The sequence below is a fragment of the Kitasatospora sp. NPDC018619 genome (assembly GCF_044391605.1).
Lineage (GTDB): Bacteria > Actinomycetota > Actinomycetes > Streptomycetales > Streptomycetaceae > Kitasatospora.
On sequence record NZ_JBISAI010000004.1, the window covers coordinates 399614 to 420564 of the forward strand.

Below are 20951 nucleotides of genomic sequence, written 5' to 3' on the forward strand. Positions count from 1 at the left end.
GGGAGGCCACGCCATGTCGCGCCACGTGCTGACGGTATGCCCGGACCAGCGGGACGGCCGCTACCGCACCATCGGCGACGCGCTCGGGGCCGCCCGCAGCGGGGCGGTGATCTCGGTGCGCCCCGGGCGCTACGAGGAGAACCTGGTGATCAACAAGCTGGTCACCATCACCGCCGCGGAGGCCCGGGGCACCGTCCGGATCACCGCCCGGCGCGGCAGCGTGGTCCAGGTCACCGCCGAGGCGGTGCAGCTGACCGGCCTGATCCTCCAGGGGCAGGACGAGGAGCTGCCCGCCATCGACGTGGCGCGCGGCCAGGCCGCCGTCCAGGACTGCGAGGTGGTCGGCAGCTCCTGGACCGCCCTGCTCACCCGCGGGGACGGCACCCTGGCGATGCGCGGCAGCCGCGTCACCAACCCGGCCGGCGCCGGCATCGTCGAGACCTCCACCGGCAGCAGCGTCATCGAGGACTGCGTCGTCGAGCACCTCGGCAGCTCCGCCGTGGTGGTCGGCGCGCGCGCCGACCCGCTGCTGCGCAACTGCGTGCTGCGCGACGCGCGCGGCAACGGCATCTGCGCCAACGGCGAGGCCCGGGGGACCTTCGAGGGCTGCGAGGTCTCCGTCACCGACAAGCCCGGCATCGCCCTGGAGGAGAACAGCACCACGCGGCTGGTGCGCACCACCGTGCGCGACACCACCATCGGCGTCTACATCAGCTCCACCGCCAGGGTCGCCCTGGAGGACTGCACCGTCTCCGGCACCTCCGGCCACGGCATCGTGCTCGCCGGGGGCACCGACCCCCTGCTGGTCCGCTGCCGGGCCTCCCGGACGGCAGGCCACGGCGTCCACGTCACGGCCCGCTCGCGCGGCACCTTCGAGGACTGCGAGATCGACGGGGGCGAGACCACCGGCATCTGGGTGGGCGACTCCTCCGGCCCGACGCTGGCCCGCACCGTCGTCCGCGACTGCACCGACGGGATCGAGCTGACCGGCGCCAGCGCGGCCGACGTCGACCGGATGGAGGTGCGGGACGTCGCCGGCACCGGCGTGCTGATCACCGACGGTGCCAACCCCCGGCTGCGCCGGGTCGCCGTCCACCGGGCGCAGGGCGACGGCGTGGCCGCGCTGCGCGACGGGCGCGGGCAGTTGGAGAACTGCGAGGTCCTGGACGCGGGCCGGGCGGGCGTGCGGATCGCGGAGGGCGCCGACGTCCGGCTGGGCGCCACCGCGGTGCGCGGCTCCGGCGGCTCCGGGGTGCTGGTCGGCCGGGTCGGCACGGCCACACTGCGCGACTGCGAGGTGTCCGGCTCCGCGGAGGACGGCGTCACGGCCGAGGACGGCGCCGAACTGACCTGCACCCGGGGGCGGGTGACCGGCAACCGCCGCCACGGCGTGCGGGTCGGGGCCGGCGCCCGGGCCGTCCTGGCCCAGCTCACCGCGAGCGAGAACACCGGGGACGGGGTGCGCACCGACTCCGTCGAGGCCGTCCGGCTCACCGGCTGCACGCTCTCCCGCAACCGCGGCTCCGGCCTGCGCCAGAGCGTGCCGAGCGAGCGGCTGTCGGTGGAGGAGCTGGTCAGCGAGGACAACGAGCTGCCGGACGCGCACGGCACCGCCACCGCGGGCTCCGCGCCCGCCCCGGCGGCCGCCGAGCGGCCCGGTGCCGTCGCGGGCTCCCCGGGCGGCGGACCGGCCGGGGAGCCCGCTCCCGGGAGCGCGTCCCCACCGGCCGCCCGGCCCGGCCCGCTGGAGGTGCTGGCGTCGCTGGTCGGCCTGGCCGGGGTCAAGGAGCAGGTCGCCACCCTGGTGAACCTCAACAAGCTGGCCCGGCGCCGGGAGCTGGCCGGGATGCCCGCGCTGCCGATGAGCCGCCACCTGGTCTTCGCGGGCCCGCCCGGCACCGGCAAGACCACCGTGGCCCGGCTGTACGGCAGCATCCTGGCCGACCTCGGGGTGCTGCGCAGCGGCCACCTGACCGAGGTGGCCCGCGCCGACCTGGTCGCCTCCGTCATCGGCGGCACCGCGCTCAAGACCACCGAGGTGTTCCGGTCGGCGCTCGGCGGGGTGCTCTTCCTCGACGAGGCGTACACGCTCTCGGCGGGCTCCGGCGGCAGCGGGCCGGACTTCGGCCGGGAGGCGATCGACACCCTGGTCAAGCTGATGGAGGACCACCGCGACGACGTCGTGGTGATCGTGGCCGGCTACTCCGCCGAGATGACCGACTTCCTGGCCTCCAACCCGGGCCTGGCCTCGCGGTTCAGCCGCACCGTGGAGTTCGCCAACTACTCGGAGGAGGAGCTGGTCACCATCGTTGAGCGGGCCGCGGCCGGCCACGGCTACGAGCTGGTCGACGGCACCCGGGAGGCGCTGTCCGCCCTGTTCGCGCGGATGCCCAAGGGCGAGGACTTCGGCAACGGCCGGGCGGCCCGCAAGGTGTTCGAGGAGATGGTCGACCGGCAGGCGACCAGGCTCTCCACCCGGGCCGACATCTCCGACCGCGACCTGGCCCTGCTGGTCCCCGGGGACGTCGCTCCCGGCGAGGCCCCGAGGGCCGCCCGCAAGGACGGCACCGAGCTGCTCGCCGAACTGCGCGCGATGGTCGGCCTGCCGGCCGCCAAGGAGCAGGTCGAGGACCTGGTCAACCTGATCCGCCAGGTGCGCCGGCGGGAGGAGGCCGGGCTGCCCACCGCCACCATCAGCCGCCACCTGGTCTTCGCGGGGCCGCCCGGCACCGGCAAGACCACCGTCGCCCGGCTCTACGGACAGCTCCTCGCCGAGCTGGGCGTGCTGCCGGGCGGGCAGCTGGTCGAGACGGCCCGCGCCGACCTGGTCGGCCGCTACGTCGGCCACACCGCCCAGCTCACCAAGGAGGCCTTCGACCGGGCCCGCGGCGGGGTGCTCTTCATCGACGAGGCGTACACGCTCACCCCGCGCCACGGCGGCGGCAGCGACTTCGGCCAGGAGGCCGTCGACACCCTGATGAAGCTGATGGAGGACCACCGGGACGAGGTGGTGGTGATCGTCGCCGGGTACGAGGACGAGATGCGGCACTTCCTGGCCTCCAACCCCGGCCTGGCCTCCCGCTTCTCCCGGCAGGTGGAGTTCGGCCACTACACCGACGACGAGCTGGTCACCATCGTGGGCCGGCTCGCCGAGCAGGCCGGCTACACCTGCGCGCCGGAGACCCTGGAGGCGCTGGCGGGGCTGTTCGGGGCCGTCCCGCGCGACCGCACCTTCGGCAACGGGCGCTTCGCCCGGCAGACCCTGGAGGGCATGATCACCCGTCAGGCCGGCCGGCTCAGCCGGCTCGACTTCGCCGACCTCTCCGAGCTGAGCCTGCTGCTGCCGCAGGACATCGCGGTGGACCGGCTGGGCAGCTCGGTATGACGCCCGCGGGCACGGGCCGGCGGGCCGGGCCCGCCCTGGCGGGGGCGGTGGCGGCCGCCACGCCCGCGGCCGGCGACCTCCCGGCGATGGCCCAGACGCTCCCCGACGTCCGGGAGAACGGCTGTCGCGAGCCGTCCGCCCGCACCGCCGTGGACCGGCCCCCGTGGGCCCAGGTCCACCTGCGGCCCGGGGCGGTCCGGCCGCTCTCCCGGGGTGCCGGGGTGACGGTCGCCGTGCTCGGCTCCGGCGTGGACGCCTCGGCGGGCACCGGCTCCGGGGTGCCGGCCGGGCGGCTGCGGCTCGGCCCCCGGCTGCACGGGCAGGGCGACGCCGGGCGGGACTGCGTGGGCCACGGCACCTTCCTCGCCGGGCTGGTCGCCGGCCGCCGCACCCCCGACAGCGGACCGGCCGGCCTCGCGCCGGAGGCGACGGTGCCGGCCGTCGCCGTCACCGACGACGCCGGGACGACCATGCCCGACCTGCTCGCCCAGGGCATCCGGGCGGCGGCCGACGGCGGCGCCCGGGTCGCCGTGGTCGGGGATCCGGTGCCGGCGTCGAACCAGGCGCTCGCCGACGCCGTCGAGTACGCCGCGGCGAAGGGCCTGCTGCTGGTCGCCCCGGCCGGGCCGGACGGGCAGCAGGGCAGGGGAGGGGTCTTCCCGGCCGGGCTCCCGGGAGTGCTCGTGGCGGCCCCGGTCGGGCCGGGCGGCGGGCCGTCCCACGGGGGCCGCGGGTGCGGGCTCCTCCGGTGCCGGCGCTCCGGGCGTGCGGGTCGACCTGGCGGCCCCCGGCGAGGGGCTCCAGGCCGCCGGACCCGGGGGCGGCTACTTCAACCTCCTCGGGGCCCAGCGGGGCCGCCGCGCTGGTCGCCGGGGCGGCCGCCCCGCTGGTCTCCCGGGAGCCGGGGTGGACCCCGGCGCAGGTCGCCGAACGGCTCAAGTCGACGGCGTACCGCCCGGGTTCGACGCTTCCGGACCCCGCAGTGGGCTGGGGGACACTGGACGTGGTGGCCGCCGTGACGGCCCAGCCGCCGGCCACCGGCGCGCCCGGCGCCACCACCGAGCCGGTGTCCGTCGCGCCGCCCCCCGACCGGACCGCCCTGACCCGGGCGTCGGCGGTGACGGGTGCGAGCGCCGGGCTGGTCACGGTGGTCGCCCTCGCGGCCTCGGCGGTCCGGGCGGGCCGCCGTCGTGGCCGTGGCTGAGCGAACTCGGGTGCGTGGCGCGGGCGGTGTGCGCCCGGGCCGCGCGGCGCCTCCCGCCGGGCTCCGCCGTGGCCGGAAACCGGCGTCGGCGCGGGGACGCCGACGTGGCATGGGTCACGTCGGAATCGGGTGTTTTCCGCTGTTCTGCGGGGGTGTTCCCCGCCGGGCGGCGGGGTTGGCCGAGGCCCGAGGGTCGGTGATCGCGTCGGGCCTAAATATGATCGGAAGCCACGATCGTCGGTTAGTGGTGACGGTCGTATGTGCAACCTGGGAACGGTCCGGACCGTCTCTCTGTGTGCGGTGCGCCGGATCGTCAGGGGCGTCGCTTCCGTCGGTGAAAGGTACGCGCATGTCAGGTCGGAGGGGCGAGAGCCCGGCTCGGGGTGAGGACGTGCCCACGACGGAGGACGCCGCGGGCTCCGTGCCCTCCCCGAGGGCCGGCGGCCGGGCGGAGGCGCGCCGTGCCGCCCAGGGCAAGGGCGGTGGCGGGAAGGCGGACGCCGCCCCGGCGGCGGGCGGGCGGGCCGCGGCGCGCAAGAGCGCCAAGCCCAAGAAGAACGTGAAGAAGATCGTCGCCTGGTCGACGGCCGGCGTGCTGGTGGTCGTCGCCGGCATCGGCGGCGCGATCTACCTCAAGCTGAACGCCAACATCAAGTCCTTCGACGGCGACGCGATAGCCCGTAACCGCCCCCCGGAGGCCCAGGCCGACGCGGACGGCAACCGGCCCGTCAACGTGCTGCTGATCGGCTCGGACAGCCGCGGCAAGAACAACGCCGACCTCGGCGGCGGCGAGGACGGCGGTGCCCGCTCGGACACCACGATCCTGCTGCACGTCTACGCCGACCACAAGCACGCCGTGGGGATCTCGATACCGCGCAACGCCAAGATCGAGATGCCGTCCTGCAAGCTGCCCAACGGGAAGTGGACCAAGGGCGGCAACACCGACCTGTTCAACGCCGCCTTCTCGATGGGCGGCAGCGACGACGGCAACCCGGCCTGCACCCAGAACGCGGTGGAGAAGCTCACCGGCATCCGCGTCGACCACACCCTCGTGGTCGACTTCAACGGCTTCGCCTCGATGACCTCGGCCGTCAACGGCGTGGACATCTGCCTGCCGAAGCCGATCTACGAGGGCGACATCAACCCCAACCTGCCCAAGAAGGGCGCGGTCGTCCTGCCGCAGGGCAAGCAGACCGTCCAGGGCCAGAAGGCGCTCGACTACGTCCGGCTGCGGCACGGCATCGGCGACGGCTCGGACATCGGCCGGATGAAGCGCCAGCAGGCCTTCCTCGGCTCGCTGGCCAGCAAGATCAAGAAGGAGGGGATGAACCCCACCACCCTCCTGCCGCTGGCGGACGCCGCCACCAAGTCCCTGGTCGTCGACCCGGGCCTGGACTCCGCCGACAAGCTGCTCTCCTTCGGCCTGTCGCTGAAGAACATCGACATGCACGACCTCAAGTTCGTGACGGTGCCCTGGCGTTACCGCACCCAGGACCAGGACCTCGACATCGTCCAGGCGGACGCGGCCAAGCTCTGGGCGACCCTCAAGGCCGACCAGACCATCGACGGCCAGAACGCCACCGGCCAGCAGCCGGACGCCCCGGCCGAGGGCACCAGCCCGGCCCCGCAGGCGCCCGCGCAGCCCACCACCCCGGCCGCTCCCGCCACGTCGGCCGGGGACGCCGGCAACTCCGCGGTCCGGGTGGCGGTCTACAACGGAACGACCGTCAACGGCCTGGCCGGCAAGGCGACGGAGCAGCTGAAGGGCGCCAAGTTCGCCGCCAGCACGGCCGGTCAGGCGTCGAGCACCAGGTACAAGACCACCACGATCGAGTACGGATCCGGGCAGAAGGCGAACGCCGAGAAGGTCGCCGCGCTGTTCCCGGGCGCCAGCCTGGAGCCCAGCGGAGCCCGGGGCATCTCGGTGATCACCGGCCAGGACTTCGCCGCCGCGATGGGGATGGCCGCCGGCGGGGCACCGACCGCGACCCCGGGCGTCCCGGCGCCCCCGCAGCCGCTGCCGACCACCATCACCAACGAGGCCCGGTCCGCGGACGACGACATCTGCGCGAACACCAGCTACGGCTCCGGCGGCTGACCGCACCCGCCGGAGCACGGGGACGACCCCCGGGCCGGCGTCCTCCGGGGCGCGCGGGCCCGGGGGTCGTGCCATGGTGGGGCGGTAGGGCCTGTCTCCGAAAGGCGGTCCCCGTGCCCGAGATCGCCCTCCAGCTGGACATCGCCGCGCCCCGGGACGTCGTGCTCGCCGCGCTCACCACCCACGGCGGGCTGACCGCCTGGTGGACCACCGGCGTGGACCGGGACGACGACGTCCTGCTGTTCGAGCTGCCCGGCGTCCCCGAGCCGTTGCGGCTGCGGGTGGAACGGGCCGACCGGGACCGGGTGGTGTGGACCAACGCCGGGTCCTTCCCGCCGCACTGGGCGGGCACCTGGATCAGCTGGGACCTGGCCGACCGGCCCGCCGCCCCTGCCCCCGCCGACCGCCCCGCCGCCCCTGCCCCCGCCGACCGCCCTGCCGCCCCTGCCCCCGCCGACCGTCCCGCCGAGGCCGAGCACACCCGGCTGCTGTTCCGGCACGGCGGCTGGCAGCCGGGCAGCGAGGAGGGCGTCCCGGCGGTGGCCGGCACCTGGGCCGAGCTGCTGGTCCGCCTCAAGGACTACGCGCAGAGCGGCAAGGAGCAGCCCTACTTCGTCACCGCGCACCGCCACGACGCCCCGTGAACACCCCGGCGGCCGGGCCGGCCCGCCCGCCGGTCGCCCGCAGGGCGCCGTCCGGTGGCGGGATCGCGGCGGCGGGCCGATGGTGGCGGTGTACCCGCCGTCGCCCCGGCCGGCCGCACCCCACCCGGCCCGGCCGCGGCGGCGGCCCGACCGCCCCGCCCACCACAGCCGGCCACCACCACCTCCGGGAGGCCCAGCAATGCCCGTAGTCACCGATCCGTACAAGCCCGGCACCCCGTGCTGGGTCGACCTGATGGCGAGCGACCAGCAGGCCGCGCTCGACTTCTACCGCGACCTGTTCGGCTGGCAGGGCGAGGTCGGCCCGGCCGAGTTCGGCGGCTACGCCGTGTGCACGCTCAACGACCGCCCGGTGGCCGGGATCATGGCGAGGTCGGCGCCCGAGGGCCAGCCGGAGCCGCCCGTCGCCTGGACCACCTACCTCGCCGCGGACGACGCCGACGCGGCCCGGGAGTCCATCGCGCGGGCCGGCGGCACCGTCCTGTGCGACCCGATGGACGTCGGCACGATCGGCCGGATGCTGGTCGCCGCCGACCCGACCGGCGCGGTGTTCGGGGTCTGGCAGGCGATGGACTTCATCGGCGCGGGCGTGGTCAACGAGCCCGGCGCGCTGGTCTGGAACGAGCTCAACACCGCCGACACCGCCGCGGCCGGCCGCTTCTACCAGCCGGCCCTCGGGCTGCGCCCGGCCACCATCCAGGGCATGGACGGCTGCTTCTCGCTCAACGTCGGCGAGCGCACGGTGGGCGGCATGCAGGCGATCCCCGACTACCTGGCGCCCGGAACGCCCTCGCACTGGATGACCTACTTCTCGGTGGACGGCACCGACTCCACGGTGGACGCCCTGGTCAAGGCCGGGGGCTCGGTGGTCCAGCCGGCCTTCGACATGCAGTCCGGCCGGATGGCGGTGGTCCAGGACCCGCAGGGCGCGGTCTTCGCGGTCATCGAGGCGCCCGAGGCGCAGGTGCCCGACCCGCTGTGACCCCGCCGCGGCCGGGCGGGGCGGGCCCGCCCCGGCCCGCCCGGGCCGCCGGAAGCCGCCCTTCCCGCGACGCGCCGCCGGGAATGGGGGGCTTCCCGGCGTTTCCCGGGTAAGACTGCACCCATGCTGGGGCTACCGGACGACATCCGCGCTTTCCTCTTCGACCTCGACGGAGTGCTCACCCAGACCGCGAAGGTGCACGCCGCGGCCTGGAAGGACACCTTCGACGCCTTCCTGCGCGCCGAATCGGCCCGCACCGGCGGGCAGTTCGTCCCCTTCGACGCCGTCACCGACTACGACACCTACGTGGACGGCCGCCCGCGCCTGGACGGCACCCGCGCCTTCCTGCTCAGCCGGGGCATCGAGCTGCCCGAGGGCACCCCGGACGACCCGCCCAACTCCCGGACGGTCCAGGGGATCAGCCGGGCCAAGAACGACACCGTGCTGCGGCTGATCCGGGAGCAGGGCGTCCAGCCGTACCAGGGCTCGGTGGACTACGTGCACCGGCTGCGCGCGGCGGGGCTGCCCAGCGCGGTGGTCTCCTCCAGTGCCAACTGCCGCGACGTGCTGCGGGCGGCCGGCATCGAGGAGCTGTTCGACGTGATCGTGGACGGCAACGTCGCCAGGGCGCAGGGCCTGCCCGGCAAGCCCGCCCCCGACACCTACCTGTACGCCGCCCGCGCCCTGGGCGTCGACCCGGCCCACGCCGCGGTCTTCGAGGACGCGCTGGCCGGGGTGGCCTCCGGCCGGGCCGGCGGCTTCGGCGCGGTGGTCGGGGTGGACCGCACCGGCCAGGCCGCCGAACTGCGCCGGGACGGCGCCACCGTGGTCGTCCGGGACCTCGCCGAACTGCTGGGGGAGGAGGGCGCATGAGCCCGGCGGACAACTTCACGGTCGACCCCTGGCAGATCACCGAACAGGGCCTGGACCTGGCCTCGATGGCCCGCGCCGAGTCCGTCTTCGCGCTCTCCAACGGCCACATCGGCCTGCGCGCCAACCTGGACGAGGGCGAGCCGCACGGCCTGCCCGGCACCTACCTCAACGGCGTCTTCGAGCTGCGCCCGCTGCCGTACGGCGAGGGCGGCTACGGCTACCCGGAGTCCAGCCAGAGCGTCATCAACGTCACCAACGGAAAGATCATCCGGCTGCTGGTGGACGACGAGCCCTTCGACCTGCGCTACGGCGAACTCCTGGGCCACAAGCGCTGGTTGGACTTCCGAGAGGGCATACTGCACCGCGAGGCCGAGTGGACCTCCCCGGCCGGGCGGACGATCCGGGTGCGCTCCTCCCGGCTGGTCTCGCTCACCCAGCGCGCCGTCGCCGCCGTCGAGTACAGCGTCGAGGCGGTGGACGGCCCGGTGCGGATCGTCCTCCAGTCCGAGCTGGTCGCCAACGAGCAGCTGCCCGGCGGCCCCGAGGGCGACCCGCGGACCGCCGCCGTGATGGAGGCGCCGCTGCTCCCCGAGGCGCACCACGCCAGCGGCAGCAAGGCCGTGCTGGTGCACCGCACCCGCTACAGCGGCATCCGGGTCGCGGCCGGGATGGACCACGTCATCGAGGGCCCGGAGAAGTCCGACACCGTCGCCGAGTCCGAGGCCGACCACTGCCGGATCAGCGTCACCACGGTGCTCAAGGCCGGGCAGCGGCTGCGACTGACCAAGTTCATGGCCTACGGCTGGTCCGGCACCCGCTCGCTGCCCGCCGTCCGGGACCAGGTGGAGGCCGCGCTGACGGCCGCCCGGTACACCGGCTGGGACGGTCTGGTCGCCGAACAGGCCGCCTTCCTGCGGGAGTTCTGGGATACCAGCGACATCGAGATCGAGGGCGACGTCGAACTCCAGCAGGCCGTGCGGTTCGCGGTCTTCCACGTCCTCCAGGCCGGCGCCCGCAGCGAGGAGCGGGCCATCCCCGCCAAGGGGCTGACCGGGCCCGGATACGACGGGCACAGCTTCTGGGACACCGAGACCTTCGTGCTGCCGGTGCTCACCTACTGCCTGCCCAGCGCCGTCAACCAGGCCCTGCGCTGGCGGCACACCACGCTCCCGCTGGCCCGTGAGCGGGCGGCCCAACTCGGCCTGTCCGGCGCGGTGTTCCCGTGGCGGACGATCCGCGGCGAGGAGTGCTCCGGGTACTGGCCGGCCGGCACCGCGGCCTTCCACATCGGCGCCGACATCGCCGCCGCCGTCGCCCGTTACGTCCGGGCCACCGGGGACGCCGAGTTCGAGCGCGAGTACGGGCTCGAACTGCTCGTCGAGACGGCCCGGATGTGGCGTTCGCTCGGCCACCACGACGTGGCCGGGAAGTTCCGTATCGAGGGCGTCACCGGCCCCGACGAGTACAGCGCCGTCGCGGACAACAACGTCTTCACCAACCTGATGGCGCAGACCAACCTGCGCGCCGCCGCCGAGGCCGCGGTGCGCCACCCGCGCGAGGCCGCGCGGCTCGGCGTGGACACCGAGGAGACGGCCGCCTGGCGCGACGCGGCCGCCGCGATGTACGTCCCGTACGACGAGGACCTCGGCGTCCACCCGCAGGCCGACGACTTCACCCACCACCAGGTCTGGGACTTCGAGCACACCCCGCCGGAGAACTACCCGCTGCTGCTGCACTACCCGTACTTCGACCTGTACCGCAAGCAGGTGGTCAAGCAGGCCGACCTGGTGCTCGCCATGCAGGTCCGCGGCGACGCCTTCACCGACGAGCAGAAGGCCCGCAACTTCGCCTACTACGAGCGGCTGACCGTCCGGGACTCCTCGCTCTCCGCCTGCACCCAGGCCGTCATCGCCGCCGAGGTCGGCCAGCTCGACCTCGCCTACGACTACACCGCCGAAGCCGCCCTGATGGACCTCCACGACCTCGGCGGCAACACCCGCGACGGCCTGCACATGGCCTCGCTCGCCGGGGCCTGCATCGCCCTGGTGGCCGGCTTCGGCGGGCTGCGCGACCACAGCGAGACGCTCTCGTTCCGGCCCCGGCTGCCGTCCGGGCTGATGCGGCTGCGCTTCTCGCTGCTGGTGCGCGGGCACCTGCTGGGCGTCGAGATCAGCCACGAGCAGACGACGTACTCGCTGCGCCGCGGCGAGGTCCTCCACCTGTGGCACGACGGGGAGGCGGTGCAGGTCAAGGCCGGGGCCCCGGTCTCGCTGCCGACCACCGTCCCGCCCGCCCAGGAACGGGTCTCCCAGCCCCCGGGCCGCGAGCCGGCCCGCCGCCAGCCGCAGGCCGGGCTCGCGGCGGGCAAGCTCGGCCAGCAGGACCACCTGCCGGCCGAGTAGACCGCGTCCGCCCGCCTCCTGCGTCCGCCCGTCCGTCCCGCTGCCGCCCGGCCCGCCGCCGTGCGCCCGTCACCCCTTCGGCCCGCCCCGGCTGCGCCCGCCGCCTCCCCGTCGGAGGGTTCAGGTGTCCCGTGGCGACCGAAGGAGGGCAGCCGTGCCGAGCGTGGCCGAACAGATGGTGGAGGTGCTCCGGCAGGCCGGGGTGGAGCGGGTCTACGGCGTCGTCGGGGACAGCCTCAACCCCGTCGTGGACGCGATCCGGCGGGCCGACGGCATCAGCTGGGTGCACGTGCGCAACGAGGAGGCCGGCGCCTTCGCGGCCGCCGCCGAGGCCGAGCTCTCCGGCCGGCTCGCGGTCTGCGCCGGCTCCTGCGGCCCCGGCAACACCCACCTCGTCCAGGGCCTGTACGACGCCCAGCGCAGCGGCCTGCCCGTGCTCGCGCTCGCCTCGCACATCCCCTCCGGGCAGATCGGCACCGGCTTCTTCCAGGAGACCCACCCCGAGCGGGTGTTCACCGACTGCAGCAGCTGGTGCGAGATGCTCTCCGCCCCCGCCCAGCTGCCCCGCCTGCTGCGGATCGCCGTCCAGCACGCGCTCGGCTCGCACGGCGTCTCGGTGCTCGCCTTCCCCGGGGACGTCGCCGCGCTGCCCGCCGCCTCGCCCACCGGCACCAGCCACTTCCTCACCGAGCAGGCCGTCGCCGCGCCGCCGTGGTCCCAGGTGCAGGAGCTGGCCCGGCTGCTCAACGCGGCCCGCAAGGTGGTGCTGTTCTGCGGGGCCGGGGTGCGCGGGGCGCACGCCGAGGTGATGGCGGCCGCCCAGGCCCTGAACGCACCGGTCGGCCACTCGCTGCGCGGCAAGGAGTGGATCCAGTTCGACAACCCGTACGACGTCGGCATGAGCGGCCTGCTCGGCTACGGGGCCTGCCACGAGGCGCTGCACTCCGCCGACCTGGTGCTGCTGCTCGGCACCGACTTCCCGTACGACTCCTTCCTGCCGCAGGTGAACACCGTCCAGGTCGACCACGACGCCACCCGGCTCGGCCGCCGCACCGCCCTCGAACTCGCCGTCCACGGCGACGTGGCCGCCACCCTGCGGGCCGTGCTGCCGCTGCTGGACGCCAAGCGCGACCGGGCCTTCCTGGACGGCATGCTGCGCAAGCACTGCCGGTCGCTGGAGGACGTGATCGGCGCGTACACCCGGGACATCGAGAAGCACCTGCCGATCCACCCGGAGTACGTCGCCTCGGTGCTGGACGAGGTGGCCGCCGAGGACGCGGTGTTCACCGTGGACACCGGCATGAACAACGTCTGGGCCGCCCGCTACCTGCGGCCCAACGGCCGCCGCCGGGTGATCGGCTCCTTCCTCCACGGCTCGATGGCCAACGCCCTCCCGCACGCGATCGGCGCCCAGCTGGCCTGCCCCGGGCGGCAGGTGGTCGCGATGGCGGGCGACGGCGGCCTCGGCATGCTGCTCGGCGAGCTGCTCACGGTGGCCAAGCACCGGCTGCCGGTGAAGACGGTGGTGTTCAACAACGGGGCGCTCGGCATGATCAAGCTGGAGATGCTGGTCTCCGGCTTCCCCGAGTACGAGATCGACAACGGGGACGTGGACTACGCCGGGATCGCCCGGGCGATGGGCATCCAGGCCAAGCGGGTGACCGAGCCGGCCCGGGTGCGGGAGGTGCTGGCGGAGGCGCTGGAGCGGCCGGGCCCGGCCCTGGTGGACGTGGTCACCGACCCCAACGCGCTGTCCATCCCGCCGCACATCACCGCCGCCCAGCTGAAGGGCTTCGCGCTGGCGGCGGGCAGGACGGTGCTGGCGGGCGGCGTCGGGCGGATGATCGACCTGGCCCGGAGCAACCTGCGGAACATCCCGCGGCCCTGAGCGCGCGGTACCGCTCCAGGGCTTGCCTCTGAGGCAAATTTCTTGCCCGTGCGGCACGGCGGGTGTCCACTGGACACATGACCAGCAGCTCCACCGGCGCCGCCGCAGGCGAACAGCTCGACGACCAGGAGGTCGCCGGCCTCGCCGCCCGTCTCCGTGAGCACCGGCTCAGCAGCCGCCTCACGCTGGAGGTGGCCGCCGGGCGGGTCGGGCTCTCCCCAGCCTATCTGTCCCGGCTGGAGACCGGGCGGCGGCAGCCCTCGCTGCCCGTCCTGCTCGGCCTCGCCCGCGCGTACGGCACCTCGGTCTCCGGCCTGCTCGGCGAGACCCTGGCCGAGCCGGACCCGATCGTCCGGGGCGGCGACATCGAGCCGGGACGGGCCGGCGGCTGGGGCTACCGGCGGGCCGGCGCCCCCGGGCGCGCCATGCAGGCCCTGCGGGTGCACGTCCCGCCGGGGGTGCAGGACGCGGTGGTCCGGGTCCACCCGGGCGAGGAGTGGCTGTACGTCCTGAAGGGCGCGCTGCGGGTCACCCTCGGGGACCGCGTCCACCGCCTCGGCGTGGGCGACTCCGCCCACTACGACTCGCTCACCCCGCACTGCATCGCCGCGGAGTCGGACGGCGGCGTCGAACTGCTCTTCGTCCACACCCTGCTGCAGAGCCCCGGCGGCGAACTCTGCCTCGGCGGCGGCCCCGCCGCCCACTGACCCGCCGTCAGCCCACCCCGGAGGAGATCACCATGGCCGATCCCACCACCGCCGTCACCCCGGCCGCCGCCCCCGACACCGCCGCCGGCCCGAAGACCATGGACGCCGGCAAGTGGGCCAACAAGCGGATCTACCTCCGCCTGCTGATCTACACCGCCGGCGGCCACCTCTTCGCCGGGTTCATCATCCTCCTCTTCGAACTGGGCAGCCGGAACAAGTAGCCCCGCCCCCGTACCGTCCACCCCCGTACCGTCCGCCCGCCCCCACCCCCGGGGGGGCGGGCGGACTCCTGCCCCCGGCGTCCCCGGCTCAGGCCCCGCGCAGGAGCTCGCACAGGGCGCGGACCGCGGCCGGGAAGGCGTGGTCCGGCGGGGTGGCGTAGCCGATGACCAGGGACGGCGGGGCCGCAGGGGCGCCGGGGCCGGCGCCCGGGGTGACGCGGTGCCAGTCGAGGCCGTGCAGGCCGATCCCGGACTGCCGGGCGCGGTCGACGAGTTCGGGCTCGGGGGTGGAGCCGGGCGGCAGCCGGAGCACGGCGTGCAGGCCGGCCGCGATGCCGGTGACCCGGACGTGCGGGGCGTGCTCGGCGAGCGCCGCGACCAGGTGGTCGCGCCGGCGCCGGTAGTGCAGCCGGCAGCGCCGTACGTGGCGGTCGTAGGTGCCGGAGGCGATCAGCTCGGCCAGCGTCAGCTGGTCCAGCACCGGGGACATCGTGTCGGCCAGCACCTTCAGCCGGGCGACCGGCTCCACCAGCGCGTCCGGCAGGGCCAGCCAGGCCAGCCGCAGGCCCGGCGCGAGGCTCTTGGCGGTCGTCCCGGCGTACACCACCCGCTCCGGGTCCAGCGCCTGCATGGCGCCCAGCGGCTGCCGGTCGTAGCGGAACTCGCCGTCGTAGTCGTCCTCGACGACGTACCGGTCCTGCTCCCGCGCCCACCGCACCGCCGCCGCCCGCCGGGCGGCTGGCAGCGCCGCGCCGGTGGGGTACTGGTGCGCCGGGGTGAGCAGGACGGCGCCGGCCCGGGGATCGAGCCGGTCCACCAGGGCGCCGTCCTCGTCCAGCGGCACCGGGGCGGTGGTGAGCCCGGCGGCCCGGACGGTCGCGTGCTGCGGCGGCAGCCCGTACTCCTCGACGGCCAGCGTGCGGGCGCCGCGCTCCCGCAGGGCGGCGCACAGCAGGCCGAGGCCCTGGGTGACGCCGGTGCAGACGAGCAGGTGGTCGGGGTCGGTGCGGACGCCGCGGACCCGGGCCAGGTAGTGGGTGAGCTCCTGCCGCAGCTCGATCCGGCCGAGCGGGCTGCCGTAGCCGAGGGCCTCGTGCGGCGCGGTGGCGAGGGCGCGGCGGGCGGCGGCCAGCCACGCGGTGCGGGGGAAGAGCGAGAGGTCCGGCCGTCCGGACATCAGGTCGTGCCGGGCGGCCGGCCGCGGCGGCACCGCCGGGGCGCCCGGCCGCCGGCCCCGGGCCGGCTCCGGCACCGCCCGCCGGGCGACCGTGGTGCCGGAGCCCTGCCGGGAGCTGAGCCAGCCCTCCGCGGTGAGCTGGCCGTACGCCTCCACCACGGTGTTCCGGGCGATCCCGAGGTCCTCGCCGAGCGCCCGGGAGGACGGCAGCCGGGTGCCGGGGGCGAGCCGGCCGTCCTGCACGGCCTCGCGCAGCGCGTCCTCCAGCGCGGCCCGCAGCCCGGCCCCGGCGGCCCGCCGCTCGGTGAGGTCCAGGTGCAGGTCGCCGCCGAAGGCGGTCCAGGAGGTGGTCCGGGAGGTGCTCACCGCCCCATTCTCGCGCTCGTCGGCTAACCTCCGTCATCGGAGCGACGGATCACGGGCCGAGGGTGTGTGACGGGGTGGGCGAGGACGTGGCGGGGAGTGAACAGGCCGAGCTGGCACGGCGGTTCGAGGCGGAGCGCCCGCAGCTGCGGGCGGCGGCCTACCGGCTGCTCGGGTCGGTCGCGGAGGCCGAGGACGCCGTCCAGGAGGCCTGGTTGAGGCTGAGCCGCAGCGACGTGCGCGAGGTGCGCCGGCTCGGGGCCTGGCTGACCACCGTCGTCGGCCGGATCTGCCTGGACCAGCTGCGCTCCCGCACCGCCCGCCGGGAGGACCCGCTGCCCGAGGAGGACGGCCGGGTGCGGCTGCCGGATCCGGTGGTCGACGGGCTGTCGGCGGCGGACCCGGTGCACGGGGTGCTGGTCGCGGACTCGGTCGGGCTGGCGCTGATGGTGGTGCTGGACGCGCTCTCCCCGGCGGAGCGGGTGGCCTTCGTGCTGCACGACATGTTCGAGGTGCCCTTCGACGGGATCGCCGAGGTGCTCGGCCGGACCGCCGCCTCCACCCGGCAGCTGGCCAGCCGCGCCCGCCGCCGGGTCCGGGACGCCACCCCGGCCGCGGACACCGACGTCGCCCGCAAGCGCGAGGTGGTGGAGGCCTTCCTGGGCGCCGCCCGGGGCGGCGACTTCGACGCCCTGCTGGCGGTGCTCGACCCGGGTGTGGTGGCCCGTTCGGACGGCGGCACGCTGGTGCCGGGCGTGCTGCGCCGCGGTGCGGCGGACGTCGCCGCGCAGGCGGTCGCCTTCGCCCGCTTCGCCGCCGACGGCCGGGTGGTCCTGGTCAACGGCTCGCCCGGGGTGGTGTCCTTCGCCGGGGGCCGCCCGCTGTCGGTCATGTCGTTCACCGTCCACCGGGGCCGGATCACCGCGCTGGACGTCCTCACCGACCCGGCCCGGCTGGCCGCCCTGGGCCTGGTGCCCTGACGGGCCGGGGGAGCGGTCCCGGTGGCGGACGGGGCCCGGGCGGTTCAGAGCGACAGGTAGACCGCGCTGCCGACGCCGGCGACGAAGCAGTAGAGCGCGAACGGCGTCAGGCTGCGGGTCTCGAAGTACCGGGTGAGGAACCGCACCGAGACGTAGCCGGCCAGGAAGGCGGCGACGCTGCCCGCGAGCACGGGGCCGAGCACGCCGGAGTTCTCCGGCCGGAACAGCTCGGGCACCTTCAGCACCGAGGCGGCGAGGATGACCGGGGTGGCGAGCAGGAAGGAGAACCGGGCGGCGTCCTCGTGGTGCAGTCCGCGCAGGACGCCGGCGCTCATGGTGACGCCGGAGCGGCTGATGCCGGGGAGCAGCGCGAGGATCTGCGCGGCGCCGATCCGGACGCCCTGCCCGTAGCCCAGCCTGGTCAGCCGCTGGTCGGAGGCGATCGCCGGGTCGGTGCCCGGCTCGTCGGCGGGGGCGGCGTGCCCGGCCCGGCGGCGGCCGGACCCGCCGCGCCTGAGCCGCTCGGCGCCCAGCAGCACGAGCCCGTTGAGGGCGAGGAAGACGGCGGCCGGGACGGGCTTGCCGAGCGCGTTGCGCAGGGCCTTCTCCAGCGCGAGGCCGGCCACGCCGACCGGGACGGTGGAGAGGACCAGCAGCCAGGCGAGCTTCTCGTTGCGGGTCTCCACCCGGCGGTGCCGGATCGAGCCGAGCAGGCCCCGGGCCACCCGCGCCCAGTCCTTGCGGAAGTAGACCACCAGCGCGAGCGCGGTGGCCAGGTGGAGGGCGACGAGCGCGGCGAGGTACGAGGAGCCCTCGGCGGTCATGTCGAGGTCGTGCTGGATCCGTCCGCCGACCAGGGCCGGCAGCAGGATGCTGTGGCCGAGGCTGGAGACCGGGAAGAGTTCCGTCACGCCCTGGAGCAGGCCGACGCCTATCGCTTCCGGGTAGGTCAGGGTCGACATCGCGCACCTTCGCTGGGGGTCGGTGGCCGGCCGGGTCGGGGGCCGTCGCGAAGCTACTACGGGCATGTAGACGTTCGGCAGCCCCGTCGGGGGAAGTTCACCGACCGTACGGCTGGGGGACACCGGGGCCGAGGTGCGCCAGCAACGCGGAGGCCACGGCGGCCAGGACGGTGGCGGACGGCACGGCCCGGTGCACGGCGTCGCCGAGCAGCGCGAGGGCGGCCACCGCGGCCGGCAGGACCGCCAGCGGCAGGGCGACGGTCAGCACGGGGAGCAGGCGGCGGGGGCGGTGCGGGGTCTCCGGGCAGGGCACGGCGGGTCTCCTTCGGGATCGACCCGCGCCACGATGCCGCCTCCCGCAGCGTCAGGTTCAAGTCCTTGCTCTCCCGGCGCCCGCCGGCCCGGCACCGCTTCAGCCGGCGGCCACCCGCCGCCAGCCCGGCCCGTTTGCCGGCACCGGCGCGGCCGTGAAGTCGTAGCGCAGCAGGTCCGGCCCCAGCGCGAGCAGCGAGATCGACGAGGAGCCCCAGATCCGGCCGTCGCCGAAGTCCCGCCGCTGCACCAGGGCGGCGTCCGCGTCCGGCGCCAGCCCGTCCCCGGCGACGATCGGCAGCCAGCCGCCCCAGGCCCCGGCCGTCGGCCCCCCGGCGGTCGGCTCGGGCCGGGGCACCGCGCCGAACCGGGACCGGAAGTGGGCGGCCCGCGCGGCCATCAGGGCGCGGACCCGCGCGGAGGCCGTCCGGTCGGCGGACAGGCCCTCCAGTCCGTCGTTGAGCACCACGCTCAGGCCGGGCGGCAGTTCGCGCTCCTCCAGCCGCCCGTCGGCCCAGCTGGACACCCGGGCCCCGTCGGGCCGGGCCAGGACGAGGTGGAACGGGTCGTACGGGGTGAGGTCGAGGTGGCCGATCCCGCCCTCCCGGACGGCGGTGAGCGGCAGCCGGCCGCGGGTGCGCCGGGCGTCGGCGGGGGCGGGCGGGCCGAAGCCGTTCAGCAGGCAGGCGGCGGTGCGCCGGGCGGGGTCGACGGCCAGCCAGGTGCCGCCGGCCGCGAGGTCCAGTCCGCCGAGCAGGTCGGGCCGGTCCGGCCAGTGGTGGTCCGGCGGCAGCCAGGCACGGCCCAGGTACTCGTCCCGGACGGACAGCAGCAGGACCGGGACGGCCGCTGCGGGCTCGATGCTGACGAACGCCGTACACACGACCCTGCCCCCTGACCTCGCCCTGCCGGTGGTCTCCTGTCGGTGACCTCCCACCGGTGGTCTCCTGACGGCGATCCTCGCACGGGCGTTCGCCCGCCGGAAGTGGCCCAAGGAACCGACGGCCGAACGCACCAGGACGGCAGGCCACCGCGCTCCTAGGCTGGCGGCCATGACGACGCACGAGACGACGCACGAGAGCACCGGGGCCCCGGTGCCCGCCCCCGAGCAGCGGCTGGACATGCGCAAGGTGGCCCCCGCCTTCTACCGCACGGTGGTCGCCATGGACCGGGCCGCCCGGGAGGGCGTCGACCCGGTGCTCGCCGAGCTGGTCAAGGTGCACGCCTCGATGATCAACGGCTGTGCCTTCTGCATCGACATGCACGCCGCCGACGCCCGCGAGCACGGCGAGCAGGACCACCGGCTGCTCTCCCTCCCGGCCTGGCGCGAGACCCCGTGGTTCACCGCCCGCGAGCGCGCCGCCCTGGCCCTCACCGAGGCCGTCACCCTGCTGACCGAGGGCCACGTGCCGGACGCCGTGTACGCGGAGGCCGCCGCGCGGTTCGACGAGGCCGAGCTGGCCCAGCTGATCGGGCTGATCGTCACCATCAACGCCTGGAACCGCATCGGCGTGACCAGCCGGATGAGCCCGGCCGCCCGGTGAGCGCCGCTGACCCGGCCGTCCGGCGCGAACGGGCCCGGCTGCTGCGGGAGCTGCACCGGCCGGGCGAGCCGCTGGTGCTGGCGAACGCCTGGGACGTGGCGAGCGCCCGGCTGGTGGCCGGAGCCGGGGCGCGGGCGGTGGCGACGGCCAGCGCGAGCGTGTCCTGGTCGCTCGGCAGCGCGGACGGCGGCGGCGCCGATCCTGAGCAGGTGCTGGCCCGCACCGCCCAGGTGGTCCGCGCGGTCGACCTGCCGGTCACCGCGGACCTGGAGGGCGGCTACGCGGACACCGCGGCCGGCGTCGGCGCGACGGTCGCCGCGCTGCTCGACACCGGCGCCGTCGGGGTGAACCTGGAGGACGAGGGGCGCCCGGCGGCGGAGGCCGCCGAGCGGATCGCGGCCGCCCGGGCCGCGGCGGACGCCGCCGGCGTGCCGCTCTTCGTCAACGCCCGCACCGACGTGTTCCTGCGCGGGATCGGCGCCCCGGAGGGCCGGCTGGACGACGCGGTGGCCCGGCTGCGGGCGTACGTCGCGGCGGGCGCGGACGGCGTGTTCACCCCCGGGGTGTCCGATCCGGCGACCATCGCCGCCCTGGTCGCGGCCGTCCCGGCGCCGCTGAACGTGCTGGTCGGCCCGGGTGCCCCGGCGGTCGCCGAGCTGGCGCGGCTCGGGGTGGCCCGGATCAGCCTGGGCCCGGGCCTGGCCGAGGTGGCGTACGCGGCGGTCCGCCGGGCCGCCGAGGAGGTGTACGGGCCGGGGACGTTCACCGCGCTCGCCGAGGGGCTGGCCTACCCGGAGCTCAACCGGCTGGCCGCGGGCTGAGCGCGCGCGGACGGGCCCGTGGCGGCCGGCCGTTCGGGGGTCGGCCGGCCGCCACGGGCACCTCGTCCGGTCGGCGGCTCAGTTCAGGATCTGGCCGCTGAGCCCGGGGTGGGACATCTGGCCGGTCCCGATCGCCTCGATCTCCTCGGCGGGCTTGCCGACCACCGGGAGCTTGCCCAGGGTCTTCAGAGCGAGGTCGGCGGGGGCGACGGAGAGCCCGTCGGTGAGCCCCCCGGTGGCGTCCGGCGAGGCGGCGGTCTGGGTGGTGGCGGAGGCCGCCGGGGCGGCGAGGGCGAGGCCCGCCATGGTGAGGGCGGCCAGGGTGGCGAGTTTCTTCATGCCCTGCCGAACGACCCGGACCGCCCTCAGG

The 20951-nt window shown here is 75.8% G+C and carries 18 protein-coding genes and 2 pseudogenes; 15 read left to right on the forward strand and 5 right to left on the reverse strand.

The genetic code is table 11. From position 1 onward, the window contains the following. The first annotated feature begins 13 nt into the window (after positions 1 to 13). The 12 genes and pseudogenes from ACH5AR_RS09015 (at position 14) to ACH5AR_RS09070 (ending at position 14422) form a co-directional block, all read left to right on the forward strand. Complete coding sequence (locus ACH5AR_RS09015; RefSeq protein ID WP_396300683.1) at positions 14 to 3385, forward strand: right-handed parallel beta-helix repeat-containing protein; 3372 nt, start codon at positions 14 to 16, stop codon at positions 3383 to 3385. 86 nt (positions 3386 to 3471) lie between these two features. Next, positions 3472 to 4062: pseudogene (locus ACH5AR_RS09020) on the forward strand (S8 family peptidase); the annotation flags it as partial. 71 nt (positions 4063 to 4133) lie between these two features. Further along, positions 4134 to 4319 (forward strand): annotated as a pseudogene (locus ACH5AR_RS09025) (S8 family serine peptidase); the annotation flags it as partial. A gap of 72 nt (positions 4320 to 4391) precedes the next feature. Then, on the forward strand, positions 4392 to 4589 hold the full coding sequence (locus ACH5AR_RS09030; protein WP_396300739.1) for a hypothetical protein: 198 nt from the start codon (positions 4392 to 4394) through the stop codon (positions 4587 to 4589). Positions 4590 to 4980: 391 nt separating this feature from the next. Continuing rightward, entirely contained in the window at positions 4981 to 6687 is a 1707-nt protein-coding gene (locus ACH5AR_RS09035) for an LCP family protein (RefSeq protein WP_396300684.1), read from the forward strand. Positions 6688 to 6800: 113 nt separating this feature from the next. Beyond that, on the forward strand, positions 6801 to 7331 hold the full coding sequence (locus ACH5AR_RS09040; RefSeq protein ID WP_396300685.1) for an SRPBCC domain-containing protein: 531 nt from the start codon (positions 6801 to 6803) through the stop codon (positions 7329 to 7331). 199 nt (positions 7332 to 7530) lie between these two features. Beyond that, positions 7531 to 8331: a VOC family protein gene (locus tag ACH5AR_RS09045; protein WP_396300686.1), complete on the forward strand. Its 801-nt coding sequence runs from the start codon at positions 7531 to 7533 to the stop codon at positions 8329 to 8331. Positions 8332 to 8454: 123 nt separating this feature from the next. Beyond that, positions 8455 to 9204 carry an HAD family hydrolase gene (locus tag ACH5AR_RS09050; RefSeq protein WP_396300687.1) on the forward strand — a complete coding sequence of 250 codons (750 nt, stop codon included), beginning with the start codon at positions 8455 to 8457 and terminating at the stop codon, positions 9202 to 9204. Further along, on the forward strand, positions 9201 to 11606 hold the full coding sequence (locus tag ACH5AR_RS09055) for a glycoside hydrolase family 65 protein (protein WP_396300688.1): 2406 nt from the start codon (positions 9201 to 9203) through the stop codon (positions 11604 to 11606). The genes ACH5AR_RS09050 and ACH5AR_RS09055 overlap by 4 nt, the downstream gene beginning before the upstream one ends. A gap of 154 nt (positions 11607 to 11760) precedes the next feature. Continuing rightward, the gene (locus tag ACH5AR_RS09060) at positions 11761 to 13494 is read left to right on the forward strand and encodes a pyruvate dehydrogenase (protein ID WP_396300689.1); all 1734 of its coding nucleotides are present in this window, start codon (positions 11761 to 11763) and stop codon (positions 13492 to 13494) included. A gap of 77 nt (positions 13495 to 13571) precedes the next feature. Beyond that, positions 13572 to 14201 (forward strand): helix-turn-helix domain-containing protein, encoded by a 630-nt coding sequence (locus tag ACH5AR_RS09065; RefSeq protein ID WP_396300690.1) that lies wholly within the window; start codon positions 13572 to 13574, stop codon positions 14199 to 14201. A gap of 32 nt (positions 14202 to 14233) precedes the next feature. Continuing rightward, positions 14234 to 14422, forward strand: a complete 189-nt coding sequence (locus ACH5AR_RS09070) for a DUF6126 family protein (RefSeq protein ID WP_396300691.1) — start codon at positions 14234 to 14236, stop codon at positions 14420 to 14422. A gap of 88 nt (positions 14423 to 14510) precedes the next feature. On the opposite strand, the gene ACH5AR_RS09075 is transcribed toward ACH5AR_RS09070, so the two are convergent. Then, complete coding sequence (locus tag ACH5AR_RS09075; protein ID WP_396300692.1) at positions 14511 to 15965, reverse strand: PLP-dependent aminotransferase family protein; 1455 nt, start codon at positions 15963 to 15965, stop codon at positions 14511 to 14513. Between the two features lie 74 nt (positions 15966 to 16039). Between ACH5AR_RS09075 and ACH5AR_RS09080 the strand changes: the two genes are divergently transcribed. Beyond that, positions 16040 to 16942 carry a sigma-70 family RNA polymerase sigma factor gene (locus ACH5AR_RS09080; RefSeq protein WP_396300693.1) on the forward strand — a complete coding sequence of 301 codons (903 nt, stop codon included), beginning with the start codon at positions 16040 to 16042 and terminating at the stop codon, positions 16940 to 16942. 44 nt (positions 16943 to 16986) lie between these two features. Here ACH5AR_RS09080 and ACH5AR_RS09085 read toward each other — a convergent pair whose 3' ends face one another. From ACH5AR_RS09085 to ACH5AR_RS09095, 3 genes are all read right to left on the reverse strand, one after another. Continuing rightward, on the reverse strand, positions 16987 to 17904 hold the full coding sequence (locus ACH5AR_RS09085) for an undecaprenyl-diphosphate phosphatase (protein WP_396300694.1): 918 nt from the start codon (positions 17902 to 17904) through the stop codon (positions 16987 to 16989). Positions 17905 to 18001: 97 nt separating this feature from the next. Then, positions 18002 to 18217 carry a hypothetical protein gene (locus tag ACH5AR_RS09090; protein ID WP_396300695.1) on the reverse strand — a complete coding sequence of 72 codons (216 nt, stop codon included), beginning with the start codon at positions 18215 to 18217 and terminating at the stop codon, positions 18002 to 18004. A 99-nt stretch (positions 18218 to 18316) separates the two neighbouring features. Next, positions 18317 to 19099, reverse strand: a complete 783-nt coding sequence (locus ACH5AR_RS09095) for an NRDE family protein (RefSeq protein WP_396300696.1) — start codon at positions 19097 to 19099, stop codon at positions 18317 to 18319. Positions 19100 to 19268: 169 nt separating this feature from the next. Between ACH5AR_RS09095 and ACH5AR_RS09100 the strand changes: the two genes are divergently transcribed. After that, entirely contained in the window at positions 19269 to 19760 is a 492-nt protein-coding gene (locus ACH5AR_RS09100) for a carboxymuconolactone decarboxylase family protein (protein WP_396300697.1), read from the forward strand. After that, positions 19757 to 20581 carry an isocitrate lyase/phosphoenolpyruvate mutase family protein gene (locus ACH5AR_RS09105; RefSeq protein ID WP_396300698.1) on the forward strand — a complete coding sequence of 275 codons (825 nt, stop codon included), beginning with the start codon at positions 19757 to 19759 and terminating at the stop codon, positions 20579 to 20581. The genes ACH5AR_RS09100 and ACH5AR_RS09105 overlap by 4 nt, the downstream gene beginning before the upstream one ends. 78 nt (positions 20582 to 20659) lie before the next feature. Here the strand turns inward: ACH5AR_RS09105 and ACH5AR_RS09110 are convergent, their stop codons facing one another. Further along, complete coding sequence (locus ACH5AR_RS09110) at positions 20660 to 20920, reverse strand: hypothetical protein (RefSeq protein WP_396300699.1); 261 nt, start codon at positions 20918 to 20920, stop codon at positions 20660 to 20662. Positions 20921 to 20951 lie beyond the last annotated feature (31 nt).

What these genes read in the sequence shown, in the direction of transcription:
- ACH5AR_RS09015 (WP_396300683.1), top strand. Translation starts at nt 14, where the DNA reads ATGTCGCGCCACGTGCTGACGGTATGCCCGGACCAGCGGGACGGCCGC.
- ACH5AR_RS09085 (WP_396300694.1), bottom strand. Translation starts at nt 17,904, where the DNA reads ATGTCGACCCTGACCTACCCGGAAGCGATAGGCGTCGGCCTGCTCCAG.
- ACH5AR_RS09050 (WP_396300687.1), top strand. Translation starts at nt 8,455, where the DNA reads ATGCTGGGGCTACCGGACGACATCCGCGCTTTCCTCTTCGACCTCGAC.
- ACH5AR_RS09065 (WP_396300690.1), top strand. Translation starts at nt 13,572, where the DNA reads ATGACCAGCAGCTCCACCGGCGCCGCCGCAGGCGAACAGCTCGACGAC.
- ACH5AR_RS09045 (WP_396300686.1), top strand. Translation starts at nt 7,531, where the DNA reads ATGCCCGTAGTCACCGATCCGTACAAGCCCGGCACCCCGTGCTGGGTC.
- ACH5AR_RS09070 (WP_396300691.1), top strand. Translation starts at nt 14,234, where the DNA reads ATGGCCGATCCCACCACCGCCGTCACCCCGGCCGCCGCCCCCGACACC.
- ACH5AR_RS09110 (WP_396300699.1), bottom strand. Translation starts at nt 20,920, where the DNA reads ATGAAGAAACTCGCCACCCTGGCCGCCCTCACCATGGCGGGCCTCGCC.
- ACH5AR_RS09100 (WP_396300697.1), top strand. Translation starts at nt 19,269, where the DNA reads ATGACGACGCACGAGACGACGCACGAGAGCACCGGGGCCCCGGTGCCC.
- ACH5AR_RS09055 (WP_396300688.1), top strand. Translation starts at nt 9,201, where the DNA reads ATGAGCCCGGCGGACAACTTCACGGTCGACCCCTGGCAGATCACCGAA.